Raw genomic sequence first — 26,870 nt, 5'->3', positions numbered from 1 at the left:
CTGGTATGATTAAGTTATTGTACATACATTTATTTGAAAGCTAAGATTTTTTATCATCTGGGGTCCCCGCCAAGTACCTGAGTCAACTTCATGAAAAAGCCCCGCTGTAAGGGGGGATTTAGGAATGGGAAGGTGTAATTATTCATGAATTTATCCGAAGCAACTGCCCTTATTGAAGCAATCCGTCACAATCTGTCTAAAGTTATTGTCGGCAAAGAAAGCGGAGTGAATCTGCTGCTGACCGCCCTGCTCGCTAACGGCCATGTCCTGCTGGAAGATGTACCCGGCACCGGCAAAACACTGCTCGCCAAAACGTTGGCCCGCTCACTCGACTGCGCCTTCAAACGGATTCAATTCACACCTGATCTGCTGCCGTCAGATTTAAGCGGCATCAATTATTACAACCAGCGGAGCGGCGAATTCCAGTTCCGTCCGGGGCCGGTGTTCGCCAGCATCCTGCTGGCCGATGAGATTAACCGGGCCACCCCGCGCACCCAGTCGAGTCTGCTGGAATGTATGGAGGAGCGGCAGATTACGATCGACGGTGTGACTCATGAGCTGCAGCGGCCGTTTCTGGTCATCGCGACCCAGAATCCGATTGACAGCCAAGGGACCTTTCCGCTGCCGGAAGCACAGCTTGACCGCTTCCTGATGCGGATCACTACCGGATACCCCACCTTCGAAGAGGGGGTACATATTCTGCAGCGGTTCCGTGAGAACAACCCGCTGGAGGACACTGCTGCCGTGGCAAGCGGCGAGCAGGTTGTGGCGCTGCAGCGGCTTGCCGCAGGCATCAGCGTGAGCGACGAGCTGCTGGCGTACATGATCAGCGTGGTCGAAGCTACGCGTAAGGCCCCGTCTGTCCGGCTGGGGGCCAGTCCCCGGGCGGGCTTCGCCCTGCTGCGCGCAGCGCAGGGATATGCGCTGATTCAAGGCAGAAGCTATTGCCTGCCCGATGACATCAAGGCGGTGGCCGTCCCTGTACTGGCCCACCGGCTGATTCTGCAGCGCGGACCGGGAGTCCGCGAGGGACAACCGGCGGAGGTAGTGCTCCAGGTGCTCCGGGAGGTTGAGGTACCGGCCGAGACCGGAGTGCTCTCCAGAGGCGGAAGGGTGGAGTGAACCATGTCGCTGCCGTGGTTCATTGCGTTTACTATTCTTCTCTTAATGTTCAGCTCTATCATTTACGACAAGAATGCGCTTAAGAGAGTCAGCTATACCCGTTACTTCTCGGCCAAAGCCGTATATGCCGGCGAACAGGTAGAGATGGTTGAGGAAATAATGAACCGGAAGCTGCTGCCGCTGCCCTGGCTGCGGCTGGAATCCAGCATTGCCCGGGGGCTTGAATTCGGCAGCCAGGAGAATCTCGGCATCAGCAGCGGGGAGATCTCCCAGAATCATATCAGCCTGTTCTTTCTCCGCTCTTACCGTCATATCAAACGGCGGCATCAGGTAATCTGCCGGGAGCGCGGCCTGTTCGTACTGGAGACGGCTACTATGACTACGGGCGATCTTTTCGGCCTTAGCCATAAGACGAAGACGTTCCCGCTGCAGCTGGAGCTGCTGGTCTATCCGGGTCTGCTGCCTTTTGAAGAGCTTCCGCTGCCGGTCCACAGCTGGCTGGGGGAGCTGCCCGTTAAGCGCTGGATTGTAGAAGATCCCTTTCTGATAGCAGGCACCCGGGAGTATAGTGCAGGTGATTCGCTGGCCTCCATCAACTGGAAAGCGACTGCACGTACCGGAACGATGCAGGTACACCAGAAGGATTATACCGCTGATTCAAGGCTGGTGATCTGCCTGAATGTGGAGATCAGCGATTCCATGTGGCGGACAGTCACCGATGCGCAGCGGATTGAGCTTGGCATCCGCTATGCGGCAACCGTCGCTGAATATGCCATCAGCCACGGAATCGAGACCCGGCTGCTGAGCAACGGCAGACTGGATGGGGGAGGGGCAAGAGAAGCTGTAGATTCCTGGCCTATCTCGCATGCCGAAGAATACTTTGGCCTCCTGGCCAGGCTAAACCTGGACAGAACCCTGCCGATGGGCAGACTGCTTGAGCTTGAGGCCGAGAAGGGGGACCGGGATACAGATTATCTGATCATCACCTGTCACCGGGGGGCGGAGCTGCAGCTGGCGGCAGAGGCTTTGAGTTACCTGGGCAACGGTGTGGAATGGCTGGACATCCCCGGTGAAGGAGGCAGAAGCCTATGAGACAACGGTTCTCAACCCTGCTGCCCGGCGGATTTGCTCTATGGATATCTGCTTTCATAGACTGGCTGCTGCTCCTGCCTGTCTGGCTGCTGCTGCAGAGTTATCTGCAGCCAAGCGGTGCGGCGGTGCGCTGGATCTGGCTGCTGCCGCTGCTTGTAGCAGGCGGCGTGCTGCTGCGCCGGATCTGCAGCCGCCTGTGGAACCAGCTGCTGGCCGCTCTGCTGCTGGGTGCACTGGCTGTAAGTATCAGCGGTCCGCTGGCACTTGCAGGTATTCCGCTTATGGCCGGTGCAGCAGTCAGCGCCTACCTTGGCATGACCGCCGCTGGCCGGCAGAACCGGCTCAAAATGTACATTGCCGGACTTATTCTGTATTTCATCTCGGCGATTATATACTCCCGTATTCCGGAGCTTCAGCCGAATGTGGCTGCCTTAACCTGGAGCGGCAGCTTATGTCTTGTGCTGGCTTTGCTGGATTCCAACAGCAGCCATCTGAGGTACAGCTCAATGAACGGTGATACGGCACGGCTGCCCCAGGGGCTGCGGGGGCATAACCGGCTGTTCGTTGCCGGATTCATTGTGGCAGCAGCCCTGCTGGCAGCCGGTGGAGGCAAAGCGGCCGGTACGCTGCTTTGGAGAGCCGTCCGCGGCTTCTTCATTTGGCTCACCGCCGTACTCTCCGGCTCCGAAGCGCCCGCTCCGGTTACTGAGGAGCTGCCGGCAGCAAATTCCGGGTTCCCGCCGGTAGAATCCGGCGAACCGGGGCTGCTTAGTGCCATCCTGAACATCTTATTCTATATTGCTGGAACAGCCCTATTGCTTGTCATTCTCTATTACATCCTGCGCTGGCTGTACAGCAATACGGGCGGGATCCTGCGCCGGGCCATCGACTGGCTGCTAACCTTGCTGCGGCGGGAATCTCCTTCAGCGGCAGCCGGTTACCGGGATGAGGAGACCAGCCTGTTCACCTGGGAGCAGACGGTCCAGGGCTTCCGCGATTACTTGCGGTCGAAGCTGTCTCCGGCTAGCCGTAAGGACCGCTGGGAAGGCATGAACGGAAGCCGCGAGCGTGTACGCTGGCTCTACCGGCACTGGCTCCGCGCCAAGCAGGCGGAAGGCTACGAATTGAAGACCTATCTTACCCCGCAGGAGACGGCTGCCGACGTTGCGGAATGGTCGGAAGGGCAGAAGCGGCAGCGCTCCGGCAGTGGAGGACGATCCGCTGACAAGCTGCCCGGCCTTTACAACCGGGCAAGATACGGCGGCGAGGAGCTGCCTGAGCCCTCTGCTGAAGAGGTTGCGGCACTTAAGGAGCAATTGAAGCTGTAACATCCATCCGGAGGAGAGAGGAGACGCGGCAATGGTCCAATATTTACGCAGTGAGCTGGCGAAGGAAGCCCGGGTGAATATCGAAACCCTGAGATTCTATGAGAAGCACGGGCTGATTCCGCTGCCGCAGCGTTCTGCAGGCGGTTACCGGCTGTATACCGAGGAGACGCTGGGGCGGATTGTTTTTATCCAGAATGCCAAGAACTGCGGATTCACACTTCGTGAGATTAAGAAAGCGCTCATTAAATCCGCAGACGGCAGTATCGGAATTACGGATTTCGTTGAGGTGATTGAACGTAAAATGCGTGCCGTGGACCTGGAAATCAGCAAACGGCAGAAAACCCGCGAGCGGCTGGAGGAGCTGAAGAGTAATCTCCTGTCTCCTCAGCGGCATGCCAGTGTCCAGGAGACGCTGGATATTTTGCAGATGGGTGATTAAGCGGACCGGAGTTTTGACCGGATCTTGCAATATTTAAGGAGACCATTTATGAAAGGTAAGATACTCTTATTATTTTTTATAACGATATTGTTATCAGCTTGTCAAAATAATAGTCAACCGGCTGCCTTGAACAGTGAAACTGAATCAAAAGAAACAACTGAAGTTCAATCCGATCCTACTAATAATGAAGTGTTACCCATGAGCATTGGGAACTATGATCTTAAAGGGGAATTCTATGATGAAATGCTTCAGAATCCTATAGATCGTGATTATGAAGCGGAGTTTAATGAATTTCAAAATTCCGAAGAGTTCACAACACTTGGATGGGGGGCGCTAGTAGGCAAATATACAGAGCATTGGGATAAAGAGTTGAATCAGATCTATAACAAGCTGCTTTCTAAGTTGGATAGAGAGCCAAAAGAAGCGCTAATTGCATCGCAGAAGGAATGGTTAAAGTATCACTTGAAGGAAACAGAATTTGTAGAGAAGGCATTTATTGATAATGGTTACCTTGGATCACAAGGCTCAGTAAGCCTGGGCACGGTTATCATGGGGAGAATTAGAGAAAGAACCATGCAATTATTTGAATACCGTTATTTGCTGGATGGTGAAGTCGAGTTTCTGTACCAAAGCAACAAATAGAGTGTTAGAAAGATTCTGTGCGGAACGCTTGACTCTGTACCTTGCTACAGGGCTTATACTGCGGATATTACAGCACAGGAGGTTTGATAACATGTTATATCCAAGTATAACTCCAGACGGGCATCTTCAGGCGATTAAGGCGCATTTGCGGCAGACGACACGCTATGCGGAACAGACAGTGCAAGAGATCCGGGCGGCGGCGGAAGAATCTGTAAGCCGGCTGCCGGCTTTAAGCGGTCTGCAGGTGCAGCCGGTGATACACGGTTCCTTCCGCGGGGAGTGGGTCAGCTGTGCTGACGGCCCCGGGCTTCCGCTCGGCCCGGGCGGCCAAGTCCTCCTCTATTACCATGGAGGAGGCTTCATCTCCGGCAGCTGCGCCATCTGCCGGGATCTCGCAGCCCGGCTCTCCGCAGCCGGCGGCATTGCCGTGCTGACTGCAGAATACCGGCTCGCCCCGGAATTCTGCTATCCGGCAGCGGGCGATGATTGCCTGGCGGCTTACCGCTGGCTGCTGGAGCAGGGCGTATCCCCCGCAGATATTATCCTGGGCGGGGATTCGGTCGGGGCAACCCTGGCGTTAATGACACTCATAACGCTGCGGGAACAGGGCGTTAAGCTCCCGGCCGGAGCTTGTCTGCTCTCACCGCATGCCGATCTCGTACATCTCGACGGCGAGTCGTACGAGAGCCGGGCCGCAGTGGACCCGACTGGCAGCCGGGAAGCGAATCAGCGGATACTGGTGGATTATCTGGGGCCCTATGCGGGAGAGATGCCGGCCTTATTGTCACCGCTGCGCCTGGACCTGCAAGGCTTGCCGCCGCTGCTTATACAGGCCGGCTCACTGGAGGTGCTGCTAAGTGATGCGGAGCGCCTGGCCGCGAAGGCGCAGGCTGCTGGCAATGCTGTAACGCTCGAAGTCTGGGAGAACATGTGGTGCTCGTTCCAGCTGCTGGGCGCCTTACTGCCTGAAGCGCAGCAGGCGATCGACCAAATCGGAAGCTTCATCAAGCGGACGCTGGGTGCAGCTAACTAAATCGTTCAGAACAGCAGCCGCAGCAGCATCAGAGCCAGTATACCTACAACTACAGTTCCCAGCAGGCTGCGGGTTTTGACGGCCACCCAGAATGCCGGCAGGGCGGCAATCAGCTCTACATTCGTTGACAGGACTGCGAATTTGCCGTCTGTAACGAACAGCTCCTGGGCGACCAGAGCCGCCATAACGGCAATCGGCACATAGCTGAGCCAGCGCATGCCCCATTCCGGAATCGTAATCCGGCTAAGCAGCATAAGCGGAAGCACCCGCGGGATGAAGGTCACGAGTGCAGCCCCCAGAATAATAAAAAAGATATCCAGCCTTACTTCCATTGTTCAATCACCATTCCAATCGTTGAGGCTATCAGCACTGCAGAAATAACGCCCATGCTGGGCGACCAGAGGACCGAGACGAGGACAGCAATAATCACGGAAACCGCTCCGACAATGAGATCCAGTACATATTTGCGCCGGCTCATCATAGTCAGTACCAGCAGCCCGATGAACATGGCCGGCAGGGCGAAATCCAGCCCCCACTTCTCAGGGCTGGATATCCATTGTCCGAAGAATGCGCCCGCGATATTGGCCAGGAACCAGTTCAGGTAAGCGGTAATATTGAGGCCGTGCATCCATTTCTCGCTGAGCTGCTTCCTTGAAGCACTCTTCTGGATCGCAACACCGAAGGTCTCATCGGTGAGCAGTGAGCCGATCAGCAGGTTGCGCAGCGGGGTGAGATGGCGGAAATAAGGTGAGATGGCGGCGCTCAGCAACAGATGCCGGAGATTGACCAGCAGAATCGTCACGATGATGCTGGAGGCCGTACTTCCGGCGGCAATCATTCCGGCAGCGATGAACTGGGCCGAACCGGCATAGAGAATGATGGATATCATGGCAATTTCGGCAATGGAGAGGCCGGCGGTTTTCTCTACTACGCCTGCGGCGAAGCCGATGCTGAGATAGCCGAGCAGTGTAGGCAGGCAGTCCTTAACACCTTGCAGGAAGCTTTCGTTGCCCTCAGCCGTGGCTGGGGGAGCTGCTCCTGCTCCTGCAGGATGGCTGTCCGGTGAAGCCTGTTGAGAAACGGATTCTGAATTCATGTGGTAAGACAACTCCTCTGTTGAAGCTTCTATAAAATTCACCGCTTGTCTGACCGGAGCTTAATGTACACGATTGCCCGCGTACATTACCTTCTAAGCCAAGTCAAATCAACCCAATTCTGTCCCTTATGGACATCACAGCCCTTATTTGCTCAAAATAGGTCTTTTGGGCGGCTATGCGGACACCACGGCCCTTATCCGCCGCTTTTCATGGGCTAACTCGGCTTTTCGGTGTAATAACGGCGCTGGTGTCCGCAATTCCGGCAATCCGGTGCCTTTCTGCAGGCTTAACGTCTCTCCTGTCCGTAACGTGTAGCTAATCGTTTGTACAACCGTTACATGACTAGCTACTTTCTTAACAGGGGGCCCATTCAGTCGATTACTTGCGCGGCAGCTCATTGTACATGATTTTCCGCTTTAAGGTGAGACTGCCGGCCGCTGTTATTACCGGATTTTTGGATGATTATCTTAATATCTAACAATCCACAGTGAATTGCAAGGGAATTCTGCACCAAATAACCCTGCACAGAATAACCCCGCAAAGCGGGGTGTAGGTTCAGGTGATTATTCATATTATAAGAAAGGGTCCGGCCGTCCGCAAAGTTATCTGCGGCGGCCGGACCCTTTGTCTTATAGAAGCCGGTTCACTCTGCCCAACCGGCATCAGCCGTGCAGCCAACCGCTCAAAAGCTCCACTGCATATGGTTATTGCAGCACAAGTACACCGAATCCTTGGAGCGTAACGGCTCCTGAGAGCGTTTGCCCGCTGAGCAGGTCTGTTCTCGGCTGCTTCAGCAGAAGCTCTGCCGGTTCTTCGCTATAATTCAACAGGAAGGTGAGACTTCCGGCAGATTTATCTGCTCCTGCGCGGATTTGCAGCTCTACCTGCGGCGGCAGTTCGAGCCAATCTGCGGCAGGGGAGTCGAGCCCGAGCGCAGGGAGCATCTGCAGTACAGCCTGCTCATTGAACACTGCACCGTAGTACCAGACTTCTCCTTGGCCGCGTTTGTTACGGGTCACCGCAGGTTTGCCGGCATAATAATCCGAGGCGTAGCTTCCCATCACTTCGACAGTGTCAGCTTCCACATGCAGAATATCATTGAACGCATCGGCACCTGTCAGGATGTCTGCATCATGACTCCAGGAGATGGAGGTAGGCTGCCGGGTTCCTTTGACCATAGTGAATTCCTCGACAGTAATACCGGTCATTTCCTGGGCTGCTCCCGGGAATGGCCGCATATAACATTGTCCGCGTGTATCCTTGTATCCGGTCCGGCAGCCGAAGACGAGCTTCCCGCCCTGCTGAACATATTGATCGAGCAGTGCAGCGGTCTCATCGCTCATAATTGCCGGATGCGTGTAGACGAGCACCTCATAACGGGACAGCTCCTCCAGAGTCGTGCTGCTGCGCATATATAATACGTCGCTTGGAATATGCTTGTGCTGCAAAGCCTTGAACCATTCCTTGTTGCTCTGCCACATGAACGGGCCATACCAGTTATCGTATTCCCCGTCCCACTCATTGTCATAGTCACGGAGAATAGCAATGCTGGCCTGGGTTACGCTGCCGATGATGCTTTTGCCGATTTGGGCCAGCTCCTTGCCGATCTGCGCGGCTTCCTTCACCCGCCGGTTCGGCTGGTTGTGATAATCATTCAAGCCATGCCAGTAGATTTCATTGCCCATTGTTGCCGTCCGCCAGCGGAAGTAGAGCAGCATATCCGCACCATGAGCTATCGACTGGTAGGTCCACAGCCGCATCTGCCCCGGCTTCGGAGAAGGCATATCCATCCGGTTCACCCAGCCTCCCGGCCCGGATTGCTGCTCCATGATACAGAAGTTGCTGCTGATCGAACGGACCGCCGACAGGGACAAGCTCCAGCCGCGGTCGCGCAGCGGATTCTCTTCAGCCGGATCAAAGTAGATGCTGGAGAACTGGGGATAGGAATCATAGCTGAAGAAATCAAGCAGCTCCTCATTCAGCTCATGGCTGTCCAGATGGCCGAACAGCCCGTTCGTGGTTACCCACTGGCCGGGAGCCAGCTCACGGAGGATATCCGCCTGGATTTTGGCAAAGGAAATCGTATTGTAAGAGATGAAGCGCTTCTCATCCAATGCCTGATGCGGGTTCGGCTGCTTCGGCGAAGGTGTCGGCCGGGTGAGATGCACCTGTGACCAGCGGGTAAAGGTCTGATTCCAGAACACCGTCCCCCAGGCTTCGTTCAGCTTGTCCAGCGTTTCGTATTTATGCTGCAGCCATTCCCGGAAGGCCAGATGATCGCTCTCCGAGTAGAATTCATTGACTTCACAGTTCAGCTCATTGTCAATCTGCCAGCCGGCGATACCGGGATGATTGCCGTAATGCTCTGCCAGCTTGGTGACGATTGCAGCACACAGCTCACGGTACTTGGGGCTGCTGTAGTTATAGTGACGGCGCATTCCATGCTGGAGTGTTACACCTTCATAGGTTACATTCAGCACTTCGGGATACTGCTCGGTAAGCCAGGCCGGCGGGGTGGCGGTCGGCGTTCCCATAATGACCTTCAGGCCATAACTGTGTGCCAGATCAACCGCCCGGTCAAACAGGCCGAATTGAAATTTACCTTCCTCCGGTTCAAAGACGGACCAGGCGAATTCACCCATGCGGACAACGGTGAATCCGGTTTCAACCATCCTCCGGTAATCATCCGCCCACATGGCTTCCGGCCAGTGCTCGGGGTAATAGCAGACGCCAAGCTCGAATTGTTCAGTAGCAACAGGTCTCTTCATAGTAACCTCCAAGTGTAAAAATATGCTTTGAGTACGGTACTAATCTATTGTATTATCAACGGTGTATCTGCTTATATAACATAATATTGCTATAATATGATTATCTTGCGTGCTTGAAGCCTATTTGGAAGGAAGACTCATTCAAATGAAACAGCATTATGTATTGCCCCAGCCGGCCTATACACATTATGTATGCTACCCCGAGATGCTTGGTCATTACAGCCAGTTCCCGCAGCATGCCGAGCGCAGAAGTGAAGGTGACCTGAACAGCTATAATCTGCACATGGTATATGAAGGGGAGGGGTATGTCTTTCAGGAAGGGGAACGGATAACCATGAAACGCGGCAGCGGATTTCTGTTCCCGCGGGGGGCTTACCAGCAGTATGGCTCAGATCCGGGCCAGCCGTGGGATGTGCGCTGGGTGCATTTCACTACGGTGATGCCGCTGCCCATGCTGGAGGAGGCCGATCAGTCACGCGGGTATTTTTTCACGTTCGATCCTGCTGCAGGGTATGAAGCGGTCTTCGAAGAGATGTATCTGCTCAGCGCGGCCTATGAGACCCGGAGCGAACCGCGTCTGTCCACACTGCTCTATGAGATTCTGGTCACGCTGATGCAGAATTCGCAGCCGCTGACCGGTTCGGTACCGCTGGAGATCAGGCATTCCATCCGCCGTGCAGCAGATATGATCCATGCCCAGTGTGAGCGCCCTTGGACCCTGGAGGCGATGGCGCGGCTTGCCGGCTATAGCAGCTATCATTTTCTGCGCCTGTTCCGGTCAATCATGGGAAAGACACCGAACCGGTATTTGAGTGAATGCCGGATGGCCCGTGCCAAGCTGCTGCTGGCGGCAACCGAGCTGCCGGTAGCGCAGATTGCGCTGCAGAGCGGTTTTCACCAGTCCAGCTATTTCATTAAAGTGTTCAGACAGCTGGAGAGCATGCCGCCCAATCAGTACAGGAGACTCTTCCGTTCCTAAGAATGCCTGATCCGCCGCGGCGAATATTAACAAACTTTGTAACTTTTACAGCGGAAGGTGTGCTGATGTTGGCATGATTTGGACGCAGAAGGTTACAACGGGGTACGATAGGGTTACAAAGTGGATACAAATTCCACGCGTTAAGCAACTATACTATTTCTAGTAAATACTTTTGGAGGGAAATACATGAGAAAGTATCAAGTTACATATGCTGCTCTGCTCGCAGGTACGTTAATGGCCGGTCAGCTGGCCGGCACCGTGATTTCTCCTGTTGCAGGTGCAGCCGGAGCAACCAAGAACGCAGCGGTATCCCCGGCAGCGGCATTCAAATTCAATTCTGTTCCGCTGAGTGCCGGTGTGACTGCAGTGCTGGAGGATGTCAGCTTCTGGAGTCAGGCTGGAGGAAATATTGTCTCTTACACGCTGAAATATACGAATTCCGGCAACAACAGTGCGAATCTGCTGCAGGTTTTCTCGCGGGTTGTTACCCCGGGCGGCTCAGTGCTGCCGGGCAATCCGGTCGGCACTAATGCGGGGAAGAAGAAGATCGGTGCGAAGGAGACGCTGAGCGTCAGCTATTATGTCAATGTAGGGCAAACGGCTTCACTGCAGGGTGTCAAAATTTCTATGCTGGTCTGGGATTCCAAGACGAAAGGCTATTTGAAACAAACCGGATCTTTTGCAATCCCGGCGAGTTACTCTACAGCCATTGCTGCAGGGGCCAGCCAGAGCACAACGATGAATGACATTCCGGTCTCGGCCAAAGCAGACTCGCTGCAGCTGTATAAATACGGCGGCAAAGTCTACGCCAAGGTCGGAATCAGTATTACCAACAAAGGGAACAAAGTGCTTGGTGATCCGGGGTATACAGCTTATCTAATGTCGGCAAGCGGATCTTCCTTCGAGCTTGCGCTGAGCAGCTCCCAGTCCGGGTACAAGATTCAGCCGCAGGAGAAACGCAGCATCTATTATCTCGCAGAGATTCCTGCCTACCTGAAGACAGATAATATGAAGCTTCAATTCACCCAGAAGGATGAAGCCTTAAAGCTGGAGCTGCCAAAGTCTTCTTATAAGCTGCCTGCAGCCACTTCACCGGATCTGGTTGTAGCCAGCGGTGCAACCAAAAAAATTATAGTCAACAGCAATACTATCGACACCCAGCTCCGCAACGCCAATGTGTATGCACAGGATGCCGATGCGGTATGGACCTTCCAGATGCAGCTTAAGAATACCGGCAACAAGGCGGTAACCTTGCCAAGCTATGAGCTGGCGGTCAAATCTGTTAAGGGAACGACCTTCCCGGTTGCAGCAAAAGCGTTAAGCGGGCTAACCCTTAAGCCGCTCGAAACGAAAATCATTCCGCTGACAGTCCGTGTGCCGCTGGAAGTGGAGCAGTCCGGCCTGCAGCTGCAGATGATTGAAGCGGTTGGTACGGAGTCAGCCGCTGAGCCGGGAGCAACAGGAGGCTCGGGAACGGCAGGCAGTCCGGCTACAGCAGGGGCGGCCAAAATGACTTTCCCGATTGCCTATTACGTCATCCCTTATGCTTTGCGTGCGGATGTTCAGACCGGGCAGGAATACCGGACAACGAACTCCTACGGTTCTTTCGCTTACAGCGTGCAGTCGCTGCAGCGCTATCCGTGGAAGGATGATGATATCGTAGCGGCCAAGCTGCGGATTACCAATACCCAGGCGGTCTCGCTGACCCTGCCGGAGCTGAAGGGCGCTATTAAGCTGGATAACAAAAATGCGTCTGCGGCTGCAGATCTGTTCATGACTGATGCAGACACGAAGGTGCTGGCTCCGGGGCAGTATGCTGACCTGTTTGTCCTTGGCAAAATCCCGTACACCGATGATTTCACAGATCTTGGCATATCCTTAACAGGCACCGATAATACGGAAATAGTACCCTTCCTGGACCTGAGCATTAAAAATTCCATGAATAATATCTCCACGATTGCCCAGGGCGAGAAATATGCGATCAGCGGAAAAGGCAAAAACGCCTCTGTGCAGGAGAAGAGCACAATTGTCTACGAAGGGGCTAATTATAATCTGCTCTATACAGAGCTGTTGCTGAGCAGCTCGGAGAAACGGCAGAGCAAGATGGCACGGCTGCAGGCGTACTTCAGAACGAAGGACGGGCAGTATTATGAGGCAACACCAAGCCAGTCGGATAATGGTGCTGCGCCGGGCGGTCAACAACTCGTCGTCTTCTGGTCCAAGCTGCCCAAAACAGCGGATTACAGTGATCTGTCCCTGTATCTGGGGACTGGCGTGAATGGCGGAAAGCTAAGTGAAAGCGGTCAGGAAACAACAGGCTTCGTCAATGTGTCCTCCCTGCTGCTTGCCCCGCACACTAATGTTCCAGCGGGTAACCTGCTGTCAGTTTCGCTTTATCCGTACACCATCTCATTCCTGGCCTCAGAGGGCAAGCATGTGACGGCAAGCGAAGAAATCAGCATTTCGTTCAATTATACGCTGCAACGGAACAACATCTATGATAGCGGAGCTCTGGAGCATAAGCTGATTCTGCAGATAACAGATCCGTATGGTTTGTCCCAGGAGCGGACGCTGGCGCTTGGCACCGACCTCACCGAAGGCGTCAATAACACATTTAACTTCTCGATCAACCGCAATATGTATAAATCCATAGAAGGCGGTACTTATCAATTAACCTTATATGATGAGTTCCAAGGGGAGCGGCTGAAACTGGGTGCTCAGGTATATAGAGTTACAGAGGAGCGTCCGGCAAAGACACCGTAATTCTGCTCTATGCAGTCCGATTTAATATACAGGTTAATGTAACTCCGCAATCTAACAGATTCTATAAAGGCTAAAAAAGGAGCAGCTTCCATGTTGCGTGTTGAAAATATAACGCATTCGTTCAAAACCGGCAGTGAATGGACATCCGTGCTTCACAATATCAGCTTCAACGTCAAGCAGGGGGAAATGGTCGCGCTGCTGGGCAGCTCAGGCTCAGGCAAGTCGACCATGCTTAACCTGATGGCTGGGTTAATGAAACCGACGGAGGGTCATATTTACATTGCCGACCATGACATAGTGAAGATGGGTGAGAATAAGCTGTCTGAATTCCGGCGCAAGCATATCGGATTCATCTTTCAGGCTTATGAGCTCATTACGAGCCTGACGGTCCGCGAGAATGTTGAGCTGCCGCTGGTCTTCCAGTCGGTATCCCCGTCAGCCCGCAAGAAAAAAGCACTTGCCCTGCTGGAGCAGGTAGGCATTCCCGACAAGGCGGATCTGTTTCCGTCACAGCTCTCCGGCGGGCAGCAGCAGCGGGTCAGTATTGCCCGGTCTCTGATCACAGAGCCTTCGGTCATCTTCGCAGATGAGCCTACAGGGAACCTGGATACCAAGACTGAAGAGGAAATCATCAATATTCTGCTCAGCTTGAACCGGACAATGAGGACCACCTTTATCGTAGTCACCCATGAACATGAGGTGGCGGAACAAATGCAGCGGATCTTTACGCTGAAAGACGGCTATCTGATTACTGAACCGCAGGTGCAGGTGCAGGCTGAGGCAGCGGCGCATGCCGTAACCGCTGCGCATGTAGAAACAGCGGCGCATGCCGAAGCGGAAGCAGGCGTGGAAGCAGTAGCCGATGCCGAAGCGGCAACTGAAGCGGAGGCTGAGGCTGAAGCTGAAACGGATGCAGAAGCAGTGGTGGACGCAGCAGCAGATGCTGATCCTGCAGAGGGAGGGACGCCGTGAAGATCAGGGATATTTCCCGGATGGCCTGGGAACAGGTCAAACGGCGCAAGGTAGTAACGGGACTATGTATGACAGGTATTTCCATTGGCTGCGCTGCAATTATTGTAGCGCTCAGTGTAGGGCAGTCTGCACAGGTCTACGTGACAGAGCAGGTGAACCAGAGCTTCAAGATGGACGAGATTATGGTCTCGCCGGGCGGAGGGATTCCGTCGAATGGCGGCAAAAGCGCCACGGCGTCTGGAGATGCTAACGAGAATCTGGACCCGGGTAAGCTGACAAAGCAGAAGCTGGAGATTATTCAGGGGCTGAATCATGTGAAGGCCGCTTCGCCGTTTCAGGAGGCCGGATACCTGCAGGTCATGACGATGGACAACAAGATTGGCGATGCGCGTGTTATTGTTGCCGATCTGCAGATGCTGACAGCCTATGATCATAAATTCAAGCAGGGCGGTGCGAACGATCAGGTAGGAAGTATTGTGCTGAACTACGGGGCTACGCTCGGCCTGATTGATCTGGAGACCCGGCAGAAGCTGTATGACAAGATGGGGAGCGATCCGTTCAACCAGGATGTACAGGATCAGTACAGGCAGCTGTCGATCCAGCCGTCAGAGCTGTACCGCAAGCAGATACAGATTCAGGCGCAGGATTACAGCACGACCACACCAACCACTAAGCTCAGCTCCCCGCTTCAAGTATCCGGTATTCTGGCCGGTCCCAAGGGCGTTGACGACATGCAGGCTTCGTATGACAAGATCATCTACATGTCGCCAGAGACAGCAGTGCAGCTCCAGAAGGAGCTGGTCTTCGATAATTCCACCACCAGCGTGCTGAATCTCCCGGAAGAGGGGAGCTACAGCTCGGTAACGGTAAAGGTAGACGATGTTGCCTACATCAAGCAGGTCGAGCAGATGATTCAGAAGCTGTCACTGAACGCCAGCGACAATCTGTATCAGCAGGATATGCTGAAGGAACAATTCGATATGATCAAAATGGCTGCACTGGGTATCGGCGTATTCATCCTGATTATCGCCTCCATATCCATTATTGTCGCCATGACGATGTCGACCCATCAGCGCCGGCGGCAGATTGGCATTATGAAGGTGCTGGGGGCTAACATGGGCCAAATACGCAATATGTTTATAACAGAAGCAGCCCTGCTGGGCCTGCTGGGCGGATTGCTCGGTGTCTTGTTCTCTTATTTGATTGTTATGGTGCTTAACAAGCTGGTCGGGAGTGCGGGGCAGGGCCTGAATTTCTTCATCCCGCTGATGAATCTGCCGGTCGGTATGTCCTTTGCAATCATGACCGGTGTACTGTCGGGGATCTACCCGGCGATCAGCGCCTCGCGCACCGATGCCTTAACTGCCATTAAACGAGACTAAGCTAGAGAGGAAGCAGAAATAATGAAAAGGACTCTAAAGAAGAGCCTGAAGTGGGTCATCATACTAGGGATTATCATTACTGCCGGGTATATGCTGTATTCAAAATTCTTCAAGGGTAGTGAGGTTGCGGAGCTGCCGCCGGAGCCGATGCAGGTCATCAGCTTCCCGGTCACGGAAGAGACACTTACCAGCTCCATTCAGGTAAAAGGACGGTCCCAATACCAGCAGGAGACGCTGGTATATGCACCATTCGCATCCAAGGTAACCGGCTGGAAGGTTGAGAACGGCGGACAGGTGAAGAAGGGGGATGTGCTCTTCACCCTGGATCAGACGCTGCTCCGTAATGAGATTGCCACAGCGGAAGCTACCAACCGCAAAACCAAGCTGGAATCGGAGCTGAATGCCTTCATCAGCCAGCAGAATGAGGAAGCAGCCGCACCGGCGGCCTCGGAGGCTGAACGGCTGAAGGCACTGGCCGCTGAGGAAACGGCCCGGCTGAACGATGAGCTGAATCAGGTAAATGCTGAAATTCAGGCCAAGGAGCTGGCTGACAAGAAGACCAAACTGAATGCATCTGTGTACCATGCTCCGGCGAATGGCATCTTCCTCTTTGACAGCAGCAGTGAACAGCCTCAGACCGTTACGGATAACCAGTACATCGGTAAAATCGTTGATCTGAACAAGCTGGAGTTCGTTGCACAGGTCGGAGAACAGGATATTTTCCGTATTCAAAAGGGCATGAAGGTGCAGGTGAAAATGACGGCGAAGAAGGATTTGAGTATCGCTGGCGAAGTGACCAAGGTTGCTAAATTTGCAACTACGACCACCGGCCAGAATACCGCCGGACAGATTCCGCAGTTCGAGGTTGTTATCTCCCTGCAGCCTGATGAGCATCTGATCGGCGGGCTTAGCCTCAGCGGAGATATCGAAACCTCACGCAAGGAGAATGCGGTGGTGGTATCCAGCATCGCCGTTGTTCATGAAGGCGATCTGGCGTACGTTATGCTGGATAAGGGCGACGGGCAGTACGAACGGACAGAGATTAAAGTCGGCATAGAAACGTCTGAGAAGACGGAAGTGCTGTCAGGACTAAAGGCGGGAGATACGGTAGTCCTGCAATAAAGACAGTTTTATAACAGCATAATCACAAAAGAACCTGTTTCCGGACAAGCCGGAGACAGGTTCTTTTGATGATTGTGCTATGAGCTGATCTGCCGGACGCTACTTCTGAAACGGCTTGCGCCAGGCTTTGATATCCGCATTCAATCCGCTGAGATCCGGAACAGCTACAGGCTGGTCGGTCAGCTTATATTTAGCCTTTAATGTCAAAATCCGGGTGACACTGTCATCAATCCGTGATTCAGAAATGGTGCCGTCCTTCACGGCAGTGATTAATGCGCCTCGAACGGCTTTCTCGTTCTTATACTCGTGGGCAATCAGCAGAATATCACTGCCGGCCAGAACAGTATCCACTGCTGCTGCGGTGAGACTGTAATTCTTAACGATGGCGCCCATCGTCAGGTCATCTGTAATCACAACACCCTTGAATCCGTGTTCGCCGCGCAGCTGCTGTCCAATGATTACTTTGGACAGGGAAGCCGGCTTGTCCGGGTCAAGTGCCGGATACAGGATATGCGCTACCATGACGGCATCGGCCTGCTCACGGATCGCCGCCTGGAACGGCAGCCATTCCAGCTTGGCAAGCTGGGCAGCAGTCTTGTTAACTACCGGCAGCTCGAGATGCGAATCTACGGATGTATCGCCATGTCCGGGATAATGCTTAACAACCGGAATAGCCCCTTCACGCTCCAGTCCCTTCATCTCGGCAACACCGAGCTTTATGGCGAGCTCTGCTGAGCTGCCGAAGGAACGGGCGCCGATGACCGGGTTATCCGGATTGCTGTTAATATCAAGCACAGGGGCGAAGTTCATGTTGAAGCCGGATGATTTCACTGCCCGGGCCAGCAGCCCGCCCATCTTTCCGGCAGCTTCAGCGCTGTTTCCGGTTCCGACAGCGGCATTGGACGGAAATACCGCGTAAGCATCAGGAAGCCGGCTGACCTTGCCGCCTTCCTGATCCACACTCATGAACAGCGGGGCGGGGTTTCCGCGGTTGCTCTGCTTGAGTGCATTGGTCAGGCTGACCAGCTGCTTCAGATTGCCGACATTATCGGAATAGAGAATAATACCGCCCACCTTATCCTCAGTAATCATTTTTGCGGCGGCAGTATCAAGTGTTGTCCCGTCGATCCCCACGAGCAGCATCTGGCCGATTTTTTCCTCGAGTGTCATTTCTGCCAGTATTTTGGAGATGGAAGTGTCCGCCTCTGCAGGATGATTCCCCGGAGACGGTGTGGCTGATGGCTGAGAGGGAGTCTGCTGAGCGGAAGCCGCCGGACTTTCCGTAATGGCTGGTGCTGTAGTAGCAACGGCTGCCGGTGAAGCCGGATTGGATGCTGAGCCTGACGGTGCGCTGCTTCCGTTCCCGGCACAGCCGCTGATGAGCAGCAGGCAGGCGGCGGCAGCGAGAGCAGGGGGATGGAACCATTTCATAAGGCTGAATCTTCCTTTCGTTTGCCGGTTAGGCGGATGGAATGTTAAGATGAAGGGGATTGTACATAAGGACTGCTTACTGTGCACACAAATGAAAAGGATGAGGTGACCTGGCAATGAAAGAACAATTAATGAACACCCTGAATGAACAAATGAATTTCGAGTTCTATTCCGCACACGTATACCTGGCGATGGCTGCGTATTGTTCCGGTGAGAGCCTGGACGGATTCGCCAACTTTTTCCTGGTACAGGCTGAAGAAGAGCGGTTCCATGGTATGAAGATTTACAGATTCCTCAATGACCGGGACTACCGGGCTACGCTTGCTGCCCTGCCTGAGCCGAACAACAATTATAGCTCGATGCTGGATGCCTTTGAGCATGCTTATGCCCATGAGCAGCAGAATACGAAGAAATTCTATCATCTGGCCGATCTGGCACTGGACGAACGCGAGCATGCAACAATCTATTTCCTGAAATGGTTTATCGATGAGCAGGTGGAGGAAGAAGCACTCTTCAGCAATATTATCGCCAAGCTCAAACGGATTGAAACGGACAGCAATGCCTTCTATATGCTCGATGCCGAGTTCGCCGCCCGTTCGTTCACTCCGCCAGCGGAATAAATGAACGCCCCGGCTTCCTGTAAGCTGCGGTGTTAGGTTACAGCGGATGCCTTCCTGGGTGGAGGTGTCCGCTTTTTTATCCAGAACTCTGAGCCCTGTGAAATTGTCAGCCTGAGATTACAAGATAAAGCTTGATAGCGAGCAGCCCGCCGATGACAATCCAGGTTGCAGGATGATTAAGGTTGAGTGTCCAGCCGATACCGGAATTTTTGCGGACAATCAGCGGCTTTGAAATGATTTTATGAAACATTGTGCTGCACTCCTTCTGATTACTTAAAGTATAGAGAGCTAATTATCTCCATCATACGCTTCTATTAGGAGATTTCAATCCTTGCTGCCGGATGCCTCCCTGTTCCTTTCGACATAACATAATAAAATTGCTGTAACCTGATGGCGTGTGATGTTGTTAACAGAACTTTTATGTAGAAAAGCGGAAAATGAATTATGCTTTTCACTATGTAATTTATGGAAAAGGACAGGTGGGTCAATGATTAGCTGGAAGGATTCATACGACATCGGGGTAAAAGAGATTGACTGCCAGCACAGACAGCTGCTTGTGAAATTGAATGACTTTTTCGAAGCCTGCACCAACCAGCAGGGTAAAGAAAAAATCGAGGAAACCCTTAAGTTCCTCAAGGACTACACCGTTGAGCATTTCAGCAGTGAAGAGCAATTGATGAAGGATATCGATTTCCCTGAGCTGACAGAGCACCAGAAGACCCATGCAGAGTTCGTCCAGGCGGTTCTGGATCTGGAAGAGAGTGTTAAGACCAAAGGGGTATCCGTATTATCAACGATTAAGCTTAACCGTACATTGACCGACTGGCTGATCAATCATATCCACAAATGTGACAAGCTCATCGGAGACTGCATTGCGGCAAAAGGCAACAAAGCCATCTAAACTACATAATTAGAATCATGAAGATGCCGCAGGGCATTTTCTTTTTTTTTGCGCGGGAGAGCGGTGAAGAATGACTGATTAGAAATTAAAGAGGGCCGGTTGGCCCTCCATATGCATGCTTATCCGGCAGTTAGATGATCTGCAGAAGCCGGATGATTTCGCCGTCAACGGGCTCCTCATTCACTTGAATGAACCCTAAAGCTTCGTACAGACTGCCGGCAGCAGTGTTATCCGGGCGGTGCCCGATCATTATTCTTGTGCAATTGTAGCTGCTGCTCATGAATTGAATCAGCCGGGTTAAAGCTTGTTTACCATAACCATTGCCTTGATGCCTGTGATCAATCATCAGGGCGGGGATCCAGTAGTTACCGTCTTCATCCGGCTCTGTACAGAATACGATGAATCCTGCTGCTGTGTCCCCGGAATAAACCGCACGCAATTCAAACTCATGAACATACTTTGATTCTGCAATCCAGTAGACTACCGGTGCCGGAAATACACCCAGCTGCTCCGGTGTCACTTGCAGTGTAGTGCACTCATACCAATTATCCGCCGTCACTGGCTGTAAGCTGATAGACATGTTATTAGTCCCCCTCGAGTAGTTCGCGGAGGAAGGTTCCTCCACGGTTAAGTTATAATCCTGCCTGCATTCCGGTTCATATGGTTACTGTTCATACCACATCACTCCTTTTACCTGAAATTCGAATTCAATACGGTTTATTCGCTGTCATTGTATGAATTCCCTGCTGAACAATCAACGTTTATCAGAGTCCGGGGGCACAGTTTATACTTCAGAAATACTTTGTGCTATGATTTTAATTAGATAGTATAGAACTTTACGTTAAGGGAGTGGACAGTGTGAAAACAATACGCATGCTGGCTTCGGGAATCATTATGCTGCTTGTGCTTGGACTTGTTAATTTCTATATCGGCTGGCATCTGTGGGTTCTGCTGCGAGACTGGCTGCCTGATATATCTGCTGCTGCTTACTGGGCAGTGTTTGCGGTAATTGCTTTTGCTTATGTCATTGGCAGAATTCCGCTGCCGAAGGGACTGAAGCCGGCAGGCCGGTTATTCAAGGTAATCGGCTCCTATTACCTGGCTTGTATGGAATTTGCGGTAATTATGCTGCCGCTGACTGATCTGCTGTACGGAATTCTGGTGCTCACCGGGACGGATCATCCGGCATTTGTTACTGAAGCGGGAGCGGCCCTGTTGGCTCTATTGGCTGTGTTTATGCTATGGGGCTCGCGCAATGCGTGGAGTACTGTTGTGCGCAGCCACCGGCTGGAGGTTGACAAATCCATCGGAACCAGCGTTCCGCTGACGGTTGCAGTCGCCTCCGACCTGCACCTGGGTAATATTGTCGGCAACCGCCATCTGCGCCGGATGGTTGCAGAGATTAATGCGATGAATCCGGATATCGTACTGCTGGCCGGAGATGTTCTCGATGACAGCGTGGAGCCGTTTATCCGCAACCGGATGGATCAGCAGCTGAAGCTGCTCAAGGCTCGTCATGGTGTATATGCCGTACTGGGCAACCATGAGTATTATGGCGGGTCCATTCAGCAGTATACGAAAGTAATGGCGGATGTGGGGATTAAGGTTCTGCAGGATGAAGTAGCGGATATTGCAGGATTGTATGTGGTTGGACGTAAAGATAAAACCGCCGAATCAATGGAGGCCGGAGGCCGCCTGAGTGTTAAAGCGCTGCTGGATGGCCTGGACCGCTCGCGTCCGATTATTATGATGGATCATCAGCCGACAGGCTTTGATCTGGCTGCACAGGCTGGCGTGGATGTTCTATTGTCCGGCCATACCCACCGCGGGCAGATTGCCCCGAATCACTGGATTACGAGACGCCTGTTCGAGCTCGACTGGGGTTATCTGCTTAAGGAGAAACTGCACGTCATTGTTTCCTCCGGCTATGGTACCTGGGGTCCGCCAATCCGGCTGGCCAGCCGGTCCGAGCTGATTAAGCTTACGGTAGTGCTGGAAGGCAACATCAGCTACGGTGATGAATCTGTAACTTCAGCACCACAAGCAGTATTGGCCTGACGGCGGAAGATTTGGCAGATTTCCCGCCCCCGCTTTCAATTGAAGGCGGGGGTTTTAACAAATCGTTGTCAGAATTCCCCCACTTCTAAAGTGGCGGGATGAATGATAACGGTTTGTCTTTGCTTTTTAGAAGATTTTTGGTAAAATCGAAACAAGAACATATATTCCTGTTTTGATTCATAGAAGTTGAGGTGACGCTTCGTGCTCAAAGCTTTCAAATTTCGGTTATATCCAAGTGCTCCGCAGGCTGATTTCTTGGTGAGAAGCTTCGGCTGTGTACGTAAAGTCTACAACCTCATGCTGAATGATCGCATCGAATCCTACAAAAAGCACCGGGAAACCGGTGATCCCATCAAGCTTCCTACACCCGCTCAATACAAAAAAGAATATCCTTTTCTTAAAGAAGTCGACAGCTTGGCCCTATGCAATGCCCAGCTTCATTTGAAGGCCGCCTATAACCACTTTTTCCGTCATCCTTCCTCCGGTTTTCCAAAGTGGAAATCCCGTAAACATCCGGTCCAGTCCTACACCGCGAACAATCAGAATGGAACCATCGCGATTGTGGCAGGACGTTATTTGAAACTGCCCAAGATGGAACCTGTGCGGATCAAGCTGCATCGGCAGCTTCAGGGCCAGATCAAATCGGCCACCATCTCCTGTACGGCTACCGGTAAGTATTTTGTGTCCATTCTGTGCGAAACGAAGGTGGAAGCGAAGACATTAACCGGCTCGGTCATCGGGATGGATCTCGGGGTCACTTCGTTTGCCGCCTTCTCCGATGGAACGAAAGTCCAGAATCCGAAGCATCTGATGAAAACCTCAGACCGACTCTCCAAGGCCCAGCGTAAATTGTCGCGCCGAGCGCTGCAGGCCCAGAAGGAGGGGCGCCTCCTCGCAGGTAGCCGTAATTACCAGAAGCAGCGTATCCTTGTGGCTAAGCTGCATGAAAAAATAGCCAATCAGCGGAATGACTTTCAGAACAAACTCAGTACGGAACTCGTCAACAACCACGACGTGATCTGTGTGGAGACCCTGAATGTCACGGGGCTGGTTCAAAACCACAGGCTTGCCCGTAGTCTTCATGATGTCTCGTGGTCCGCCTTTCTGTCCAAACTGACCTACAAAGCAGAGTGGTATGGGAAACAAGTGATCCGGGTGGGACGCTGGTTCCCTTCCAGCCAGCTCTGCTCGGCCTGTGGGCACCGGGATGAAAAAAAGGGCCTCCACATCCGGGAATGGAGCTGTCCAAGCTGCGGAACCACGCATGACCGGGACGTAAATGCAAGCAGGAACATCCGGGCAGAAGGGCTGCGTCAGCTCTATGGAACCGCCTAAATCTAACGCTGAAGGGAACCGCAGGGACTGCGGGGATCGCTTGGTGTATAAGCCTAACCGCTGCTTCGGAAGGTAGTCTCCAGAGCAAGTATGGGCTGTTTCCAAGAAGCTCACACCTCTATAGGTGGGAGTAGTTCACCCTGCCTTTGACATGATCAGCAGAATAAGTTATGCTTTTGACAATATAGTTAAGCTATTAACTAAATGGAGCTGAACAATGTGACGGATAATCTGCAGCAATATGTGCTGGAGCCCCCGCTGGCCAATGAAGTGTTCTTTGCACTCGTTGGGGCAACTGCGGGTGCAGTGGCGGTATCGGAGAAATACTGGCAGGGGCGGGGCCTGAACGGGGCCAGGATCCGCGTACTGGTAGAGATTGCTAAGCAGGGGGGCAATATTCTCCCGTCGCTGCTTGCAGAGCGGATCGGTGTGACCAAAGCCAATATCAGCCTGCTGCTGGGCCCGCTGGAGAAGGAAGGTTATATCAGCCGTGCCGGACATGCCCTGGACGGGCGGAAGAGCGTAATTACAATTACGGCCGCAGGGCGGTCGCTGTTAGCTGAACAGTTGCCTGGCAACCGTGAAGCGGTGGCAGCTGTGATGTCGCGGCTGGATGAGGCGGAGCTTAAGCAGCTGCTGGACCTGCTTGGGAAGCTGAGCCAGAATTAAGGAGCGGGACAACTACTAGAATACGGATAGCGCATGAGATTCGAATTTGCTGTCACGAAGGAGATTAAGATTATGACCATAATGATTACAGGTGCTAACGGTCAATTAGGGCATTTGATAATTAAGTATTTACAGGAGCGGGTACCAACCGGGCAGATTATTGCCGGTGTACGGCGGATTGAGGCAGCCGCGGAGCTGCGGGAGCAGGGGGTAGAATTACGCTATACCGATTATGATGTGCCGGACTCCCTGGATACCGCCTTCGCCGGACTCAGCAGGCTGCTGCTGATTTCCAGCTCCCATACCGATGACAAGCTCCGCCTGATTCAGCACAAGGCGGTCATCGATGCCGCCAAGAGAATTGGAGTCGGACATATTTTTTATACAAGCCTTGCTTTTCCCCGGCAGAATACCGGACAACCTGAGCAGTTCAATGTGCATGCATTAACAGAACAGGCCATTATAGATTCCGGACTGGAGTATACTTTTCTGAGAAATGCCCTTTATACCGATTTCGTAGCCGTGCTGGGGCTTAAAGAAGCCCTTGCCAGCGGCGAGCTGGTTACCGCACCCGGCGAATGGCAATTCAATTCGCTTACCCGGCAAGACCTGGCTTTAGCTGCGGCTGCGGTGTTGGCCGGAAGCGGAGCAGGCAACCGGATCTATGAGCTGGCCCGGCCGCGGACCTGGAATTTCGCTGATCTGGCCGGAGTACTGGCAGAGGCTGCCGGCAAGCCGGTGGTGCACCGTCAGGATGACGGAGTGCAGCACTGGATCTATGCTTTTCTCAGTAGGCTGGATACGGCCTCGACTTCGGAGGACCTGGAGCAGCTTACCGGGCGGCTTGTTACTTCGCTGAAGGACAGCGTCATGCCATATCTGGTATAGGCTGCGGACAGGGGAGCTAAATAGCGAGAGAAAGAAGGAACCCATATGAAGAAAATTCTAGTAGCCGATGATGACCTGCATATCCGCACATTGCTGCGGCATGTACTGACCAGAGAGGGATATCTTGTGCTGGAGGCGGGCGACGGGCGCGGGGCGGTGACGCTGCTGAAGGATCAGACAGTCGATCTGGCGGTGGTGGATGTGATGATGCCGCATATGGACGGGCTGGAGCTGTGTGCATACATACGGGAAACTTATGATATCCCGGTCATTTTGCTGACTGCCCGCCAGCAGCTTAGTGATAAGGAGCAGGGGTATCTGCACGGGACGGATGATTATGTGACCAAGCCGTTTGAGCCGGAGGAGCTGCTGTTCCGCATCAAGGCGCTGTTCCGCCGCTATTCGATTGCCTCTGACGACCGGATCCGCCTGAATTCAGTAGTCATTGACCGCAAAAATTATGAGATCTCAGGAGGCAATGAAGTGCTCGTGCTGCCGGTGAAGGAATTTGAACTCCTGGCCCAGCTGGCACAATATCCGGGACGGCTGTTCACACGCAGTGAGCTTATTGAGCTGGTCTGGGGTGCGGATTATGAGGGCGATGAGCGGACAGTCGATGTGCATATCAAACGGCTGCGCCAGCGGTTCGCTGATTATCAGAATGACTTCACGATCCGCACTGTGCGGGGAATCGGCTATAAGGTGGATGTGGTGAATCCATGAGATCGCTGTATGTCAGAATGAGCATTCTGTTCTGCTCGGTCATTGTGATCAGCAGTATACTCGGGTTCCTGGCTTCAAACTTTTATTATCAGGCCAAAATCAAGCCGCAAAACGATGCCAAGCTGACCCGCATGGCCATCGGGCTGCAGCAGTTCCTTGAGGATCACCCGGAAGCCGTTGAAGAATATCTGCTCAGTACAGCCTCTTTGGGATATAAGATGCTACTCGCCAATGACAAGGGGGATGAGCATTTCTACGGTCTGCCGTTCCGCAAAAATGATCTGCCGGAGGGGGAGCTGCAAAAGGTACTGGCCGGAGAAACCTATCACGGGGTGGGGAATTTCCCGAGTAAAGTCTTCGTGACCGGATTTTTCGATAACCAGCTGAGTAATTCAATTGGGGTTCCGGTGCAGATCGAGGGCGAGACCTATGCGCTGTTCATGCGTCCGGATGCTCAGGTGCAGTTTGGCGAGCTGCGGATCTTTTTTGCCGTGCTGATTGCCGTCACGATTCTGTGCAGCCTGTGGTTCGTACTGGTTACTGTATTCCATGTGGTGAAACCGATCACCCGCCTGACTGAAGCTACACTCAAAATATCCAAGGGCCGGTATGATATTAAGCTTTATACGGCACGGCGCGATGAAATCGGCCAGCTGGCCTCACACTTCATGACAATGAGCCGTGAGCTGGAGCGCACGAACCGGGCACGGCAGGAATTCGTCGCAAACGTCTCGCATGAAATTGAGTCACCGCTGACCTCGATCCAGGGTTTCGCCCATGCGCTCAAAGACGGTACCCTTCCGGAGAACCAGCGGCTGGAATACCTCGCAATTATCGATGATGAGAGCCGCCGGTTATCCATGCTCAGCAAGCAGCTGCTCACCCTATCCTCACTGGATTATGATGAGCATGCCCTGCAGAAACAAAGCTTCGATCTCAAAGCCCAGCTGCGCCAGGTAGTGCAGATTATGGAATGGCATCTGACGGAGAAGGAGCTTGCGGTACGGCTGAATGCTGCGGACATTACCTTGCAGGGCGATTCCAATCTGCTCTATCAGGTGTGGATGAATCTTGTCTCCAATGCGGTGAAGTATACTCCGGCAGGCGGTACGATCAGCATTGCAGCCAGCAGGGCAGAGCAGAATTGTATCGTTACCGTCACGGACAATGGTCCGGGCATTCCGGCGGAGCAGCTGCCGATGATCTTCGACCGGTTCTACAAGGCGGATCAGGCGCGGACCCGTGACAGCAACAGCAGCGGTCTCGGTCTTGCGATTGCGCTGAAGATCATCCAGGCCCATAACGGAACTATTGAGGTGAAAAGTACAGTGGGAGAGGGAACCGCTTTTACCGTTACCCTTCCGCTTCTGTAATTGTTTATTCATACTCCGTTCATCTTCACACTCTAAACTAACGGTATACAGAGCAGACAAACCGGACCGGTGCCTGCAAGCCAGGTTATGCGAAGCGGTACCGATGATGTGTATGCTGACAAAATGTTTAGGA

24 protein-coding genes and 1 pseudogene are annotated in these 26,870 nt (G+C 53.2%); 19 read left to right on the top strand and 6 right to left on the bottom strand.

Going from position 1 to position 26,870, the window contains the following annotated elements:
- Positions 1 to 144: 144 nt before the first annotated feature.
- The 6 genes from LOS79_RS09345 to LOS79_RS09320 all read left to right on the top strand — a co-directional run bounded on the left by LOS79_RS09345 (position 145) and on the right by LOS79_RS09320 (position 5,656).
- On the top strand, positions 145 to 1,122 hold the full coding sequence (locus tag LOS79_RS09345; protein WP_315418548.1) for an AAA family ATPase: 978 nt from the start codon (positions 145 to 147) through the stop codon (positions 1,120 to 1,122).
- A gap of 3 nt (positions 1,123 to 1,125) precedes the next feature.
- The gene (locus LOS79_RS09340) at positions 1,126 to 2,214 is read left to right on the top strand and encodes a DUF58 domain-containing protein (RefSeq protein WP_315418545.1); all 1,089 of its coding nucleotides are present in this window, start codon (positions 1,126 to 1,128) and stop codon (positions 2,212 to 2,214) included.
- A complete protein-coding gene (locus LOS79_RS09335) occupies positions 2,211 to 3,542 on the top strand; it encodes a hypothetical protein (protein WP_315418543.1) in 1,332 nt (443 codons plus the stop codon). The genes LOS79_RS09340 and LOS79_RS09335 overlap by 4 nt, the downstream gene beginning before the upstream one ends.
- A 31-nt stretch (positions 3,543 to 3,573) precedes the next feature.
- On the top strand, positions 3,574 to 3,981 hold the full coding sequence (locus tag LOS79_RS09330) for a MerR family transcriptional regulator (RefSeq protein WP_315418540.1): 408 nt from the start codon (positions 3,574 to 3,576) through the stop codon (positions 3,979 to 3,981).
- Positions 3,982 to 4,029: 48 nt separating this feature from the next.
- Positions 4,030 to 4,623 (top strand): lysozyme inhibitor LprI family protein, encoded by a 594-nt coding sequence (locus tag LOS79_RS09325; protein ID WP_315418537.1) that lies wholly within the window; start codon positions 4,030 to 4,032, stop codon positions 4,621 to 4,623.
- A gap of 91 nt (positions 4,624 to 4,714) precedes the next feature.
- Entirely contained in the window at positions 4,715 to 5,656 is a 942-nt protein-coding gene (locus LOS79_RS09320) for an alpha/beta hydrolase (protein WP_315418534.1), read from the top strand.
- Positions 5,657 to 5,661: 5 nt separating this feature from the next.
- Here LOS79_RS09320 and LOS79_RS09315 read toward each other — a convergent pair whose 3' ends face one another.
- The 3 genes from LOS79_RS09315 to LOS79_RS09305 form a co-directional block, all read right to left on the bottom strand.
- The gene (locus LOS79_RS09315; protein ID WP_315418531.1) at positions 5,662 to 5,988 is read right to left on the bottom strand and encodes an AzlD domain-containing protein; all 327 of its coding nucleotides are present in this window, start codon (positions 5,986 to 5,988) and stop codon (positions 5,662 to 5,664) included.
- Positions 5,979 to 6,752, bottom strand: a complete 774-nt coding sequence (locus LOS79_RS09310) for an AzlC family ABC transporter permease (RefSeq protein ID WP_315418530.1) — start codon at positions 6,750 to 6,752, stop codon at positions 5,979 to 5,981. Before LOS79_RS09310 ends, LOS79_RS09315 begins: the two co-directional genes overlap by 10 nt.
- Before the next feature lie 705 nt (positions 6,753 to 7,457).
- Complete coding sequence (locus tag LOS79_RS09305; RefSeq protein WP_315418527.1) at positions 7,458 to 9,521, bottom strand: beta-galactosidase; 2,064 nt, start codon at positions 9,519 to 9,521, stop codon at positions 7,458 to 7,460.
- Between the two features lie 145 nt (positions 9,522 to 9,666).
- Between LOS79_RS09305 and LOS79_RS09300 the strand changes: the two genes are divergently transcribed.
- From LOS79_RS09300 to LOS79_RS09280, 5 genes and pseudogenes are all read left to right on the top strand, one after another.
- Positions 9,667 to 10,500: a helix-turn-helix transcriptional regulator gene (locus LOS79_RS09300; RefSeq protein WP_315418525.1), complete on the top strand. Its 834-nt coding sequence runs from the start codon at positions 9,667 to 9,669 to the stop codon at positions 10,498 to 10,500.
- A gap of 186 nt (positions 10,501 to 10,686) precedes the next feature.
- Complete coding sequence (locus LOS79_RS09295) at positions 10,687 to 13,263, top strand: hypothetical protein (protein ID WP_315418523.1); 2,577 nt, start codon at positions 10,687 to 10,689, stop codon at positions 13,261 to 13,263.
- 90 nt (positions 13,264 to 13,353) lie between these two features.
- Positions 13,354 to 14,019 (top strand): annotated as a pseudogene (locus tag LOS79_RS09290) (ABC transporter ATP-binding protein); the annotation flags it as partial.
- A 212-nt stretch (positions 14,020 to 14,231) separates the two neighbouring features.
- On the top strand, positions 14,232 to 15,617 hold the full coding sequence (locus LOS79_RS09285; protein WP_315418521.1) for an ABC transporter permease: 1,386 nt from the start codon (positions 14,232 to 14,234) through the stop codon (positions 15,615 to 15,617).
- Between the two features lie 21 nt (positions 15,618 to 15,638).
- Positions 15,639 to 16,739, top strand: coding sequence for an efflux RND transporter periplasmic adaptor subunit (locus LOS79_RS09280; RefSeq protein ID WP_315418518.1), 1,101 nt, complete (start codon positions 15,639 to 15,641; stop codon positions 16,737 to 16,739).
- 99 nt (positions 16,740 to 16,838) lie between these two features.
- On the opposite strand, the gene nagZ is transcribed toward LOS79_RS09280, so the two are convergent.
- Positions 16,839 to 18,170, bottom strand: coding sequence for a beta-N-acetylhexosaminidase (nagZ, locus tag LOS79_RS09275; protein ID WP_315418516.1), 1,332 nt, complete (start codon positions 18,168 to 18,170; stop codon positions 16,839 to 16,841).
- A 116-nt stretch (positions 18,171 to 18,286) separates the two neighbouring features.
- Between nagZ and LOS79_RS09270 the strand changes: the two genes are divergently transcribed.
- The gene (locus tag LOS79_RS09270; RefSeq protein ID WP_315418513.1) at positions 18,287 to 18,790 is read left to right on the top strand and encodes a ferritin; all 504 of its coding nucleotides are present in this window, start codon (positions 18,287 to 18,289) and stop codon (positions 18,788 to 18,790) included.
- Between the two features lie 106 nt (positions 18,791 to 18,896).
- Here the strand turns inward: LOS79_RS09270 and LOS79_RS09265 are convergent, their stop codons facing one another.
- Positions 18,897 to 19,040 (bottom strand): DUF5808 domain-containing protein, encoded by a 144-nt coding sequence (locus LOS79_RS09265; RefSeq protein WP_315418511.1) that lies wholly within the window; start codon positions 19,038 to 19,040, stop codon positions 18,897 to 18,899.
- Positions 19,041 to 19,277: 237 nt separating this feature from the next.
- Here LOS79_RS09265 and LOS79_RS09260 point away from each other — a divergent pair, with 237 nt between their 5' ends.
- Positions 19,278 to 19,691: a bacteriohemerythrin gene (locus LOS79_RS09260; protein ID WP_315418508.1), complete on the top strand. Its 414-nt coding sequence runs from the start codon at positions 19,278 to 19,280 to the stop codon at positions 19,689 to 19,691.
- Between the two features lie 130 nt (positions 19,692 to 19,821).
- Here the strand turns inward: LOS79_RS09260 and LOS79_RS09255 are convergent, their stop codons facing one another.
- On the bottom strand, positions 19,822 to 20,271 hold the full coding sequence (locus tag LOS79_RS09255) for a GNAT family N-acetyltransferase (protein ID WP_315418505.1): 450 nt from the start codon (positions 20,269 to 20,271) through the stop codon (positions 19,822 to 19,824).
- 278 nt (positions 20,272 to 20,549) lie between these two features.
- Here LOS79_RS09255 and LOS79_RS09250 point away from each other — a divergent pair, with 278 nt between their 5' ends.
- From LOS79_RS09250 to LOS79_RS09225, 6 genes are all read left to right on the top strand, one after another.
- A complete protein-coding gene (locus tag LOS79_RS09250; protein ID WP_315418503.1) occupies positions 20,550 to 21,749 on the top strand; it encodes a metallophosphoesterase in 1,200 nt (399 codons plus the stop codon).
- Positions 21,750 to 21,950: 201 nt separating this feature from the next.
- Complete coding sequence (gene tnpB, locus LOS79_RS09245; RefSeq protein WP_315418501.1) at positions 21,951 to 23,084, top strand: IS200/IS605 family element RNA-guided endonuclease TnpB; 1,134 nt, start codon at positions 21,951 to 21,953, stop codon at positions 23,082 to 23,084.
- Between the two features lie 204 nt (positions 23,085 to 23,288).
- On the top strand, positions 23,289 to 23,753 hold the full coding sequence (locus tag LOS79_RS09240) for a MarR family winged helix-turn-helix transcriptional regulator (protein WP_315418498.1): 465 nt from the start codon (positions 23,289 to 23,291) through the stop codon (positions 23,751 to 23,753).
- 33 nt (positions 23,754 to 23,786) lie between these two features.
- The gene (locus tag LOS79_RS09235; RefSeq protein WP_315418496.1) at positions 23,787 to 24,641 is read left to right on the top strand and encodes an NAD(P)H-binding protein; all 855 of its coding nucleotides are present in this window, start codon (positions 23,787 to 23,789) and stop codon (positions 24,639 to 24,641) included.
- A gap of 45 nt (positions 24,642 to 24,686) precedes the next feature.
- Positions 24,687 to 25,364 carry a response regulator transcription factor gene (locus LOS79_RS09230; protein WP_315418493.1) on the top strand — a complete coding sequence of 226 codons (678 nt, stop codon included), beginning with the start codon at positions 24,687 to 24,689 and terminating at the stop codon, positions 25,362 to 25,364.
- Positions 25,361 to 26,737 carry a sensor histidine kinase gene (locus tag LOS79_RS09225; protein WP_315418489.1) on the top strand — a complete coding sequence of 459 codons (1,377 nt, stop codon included), beginning with the start codon at positions 25,361 to 25,363 and terminating at the stop codon, positions 26,735 to 26,737. Before LOS79_RS09230 ends, LOS79_RS09225 begins: the two co-directional genes overlap by 4 nt.
- The last annotated feature ends 133 nt before the right edge of the window (positions 26,738 to 26,870 follow it).

Origin of the sequence: Paenibacillus sp. MMS20-IR301, assembly GCF_032302195.1 — a bacterium.
Taxonomy (GTDB): domain Bacteria; phylum Bacillota; class Bacilli; order Paenibacillales; family Paenibacillaceae; genus Paenibacillus_AQ.
The sequence above is the reverse complement of the archived record's forward strand: the minus strand, read 5'-3'. Positions and strand labels throughout refer to the sequence as shown.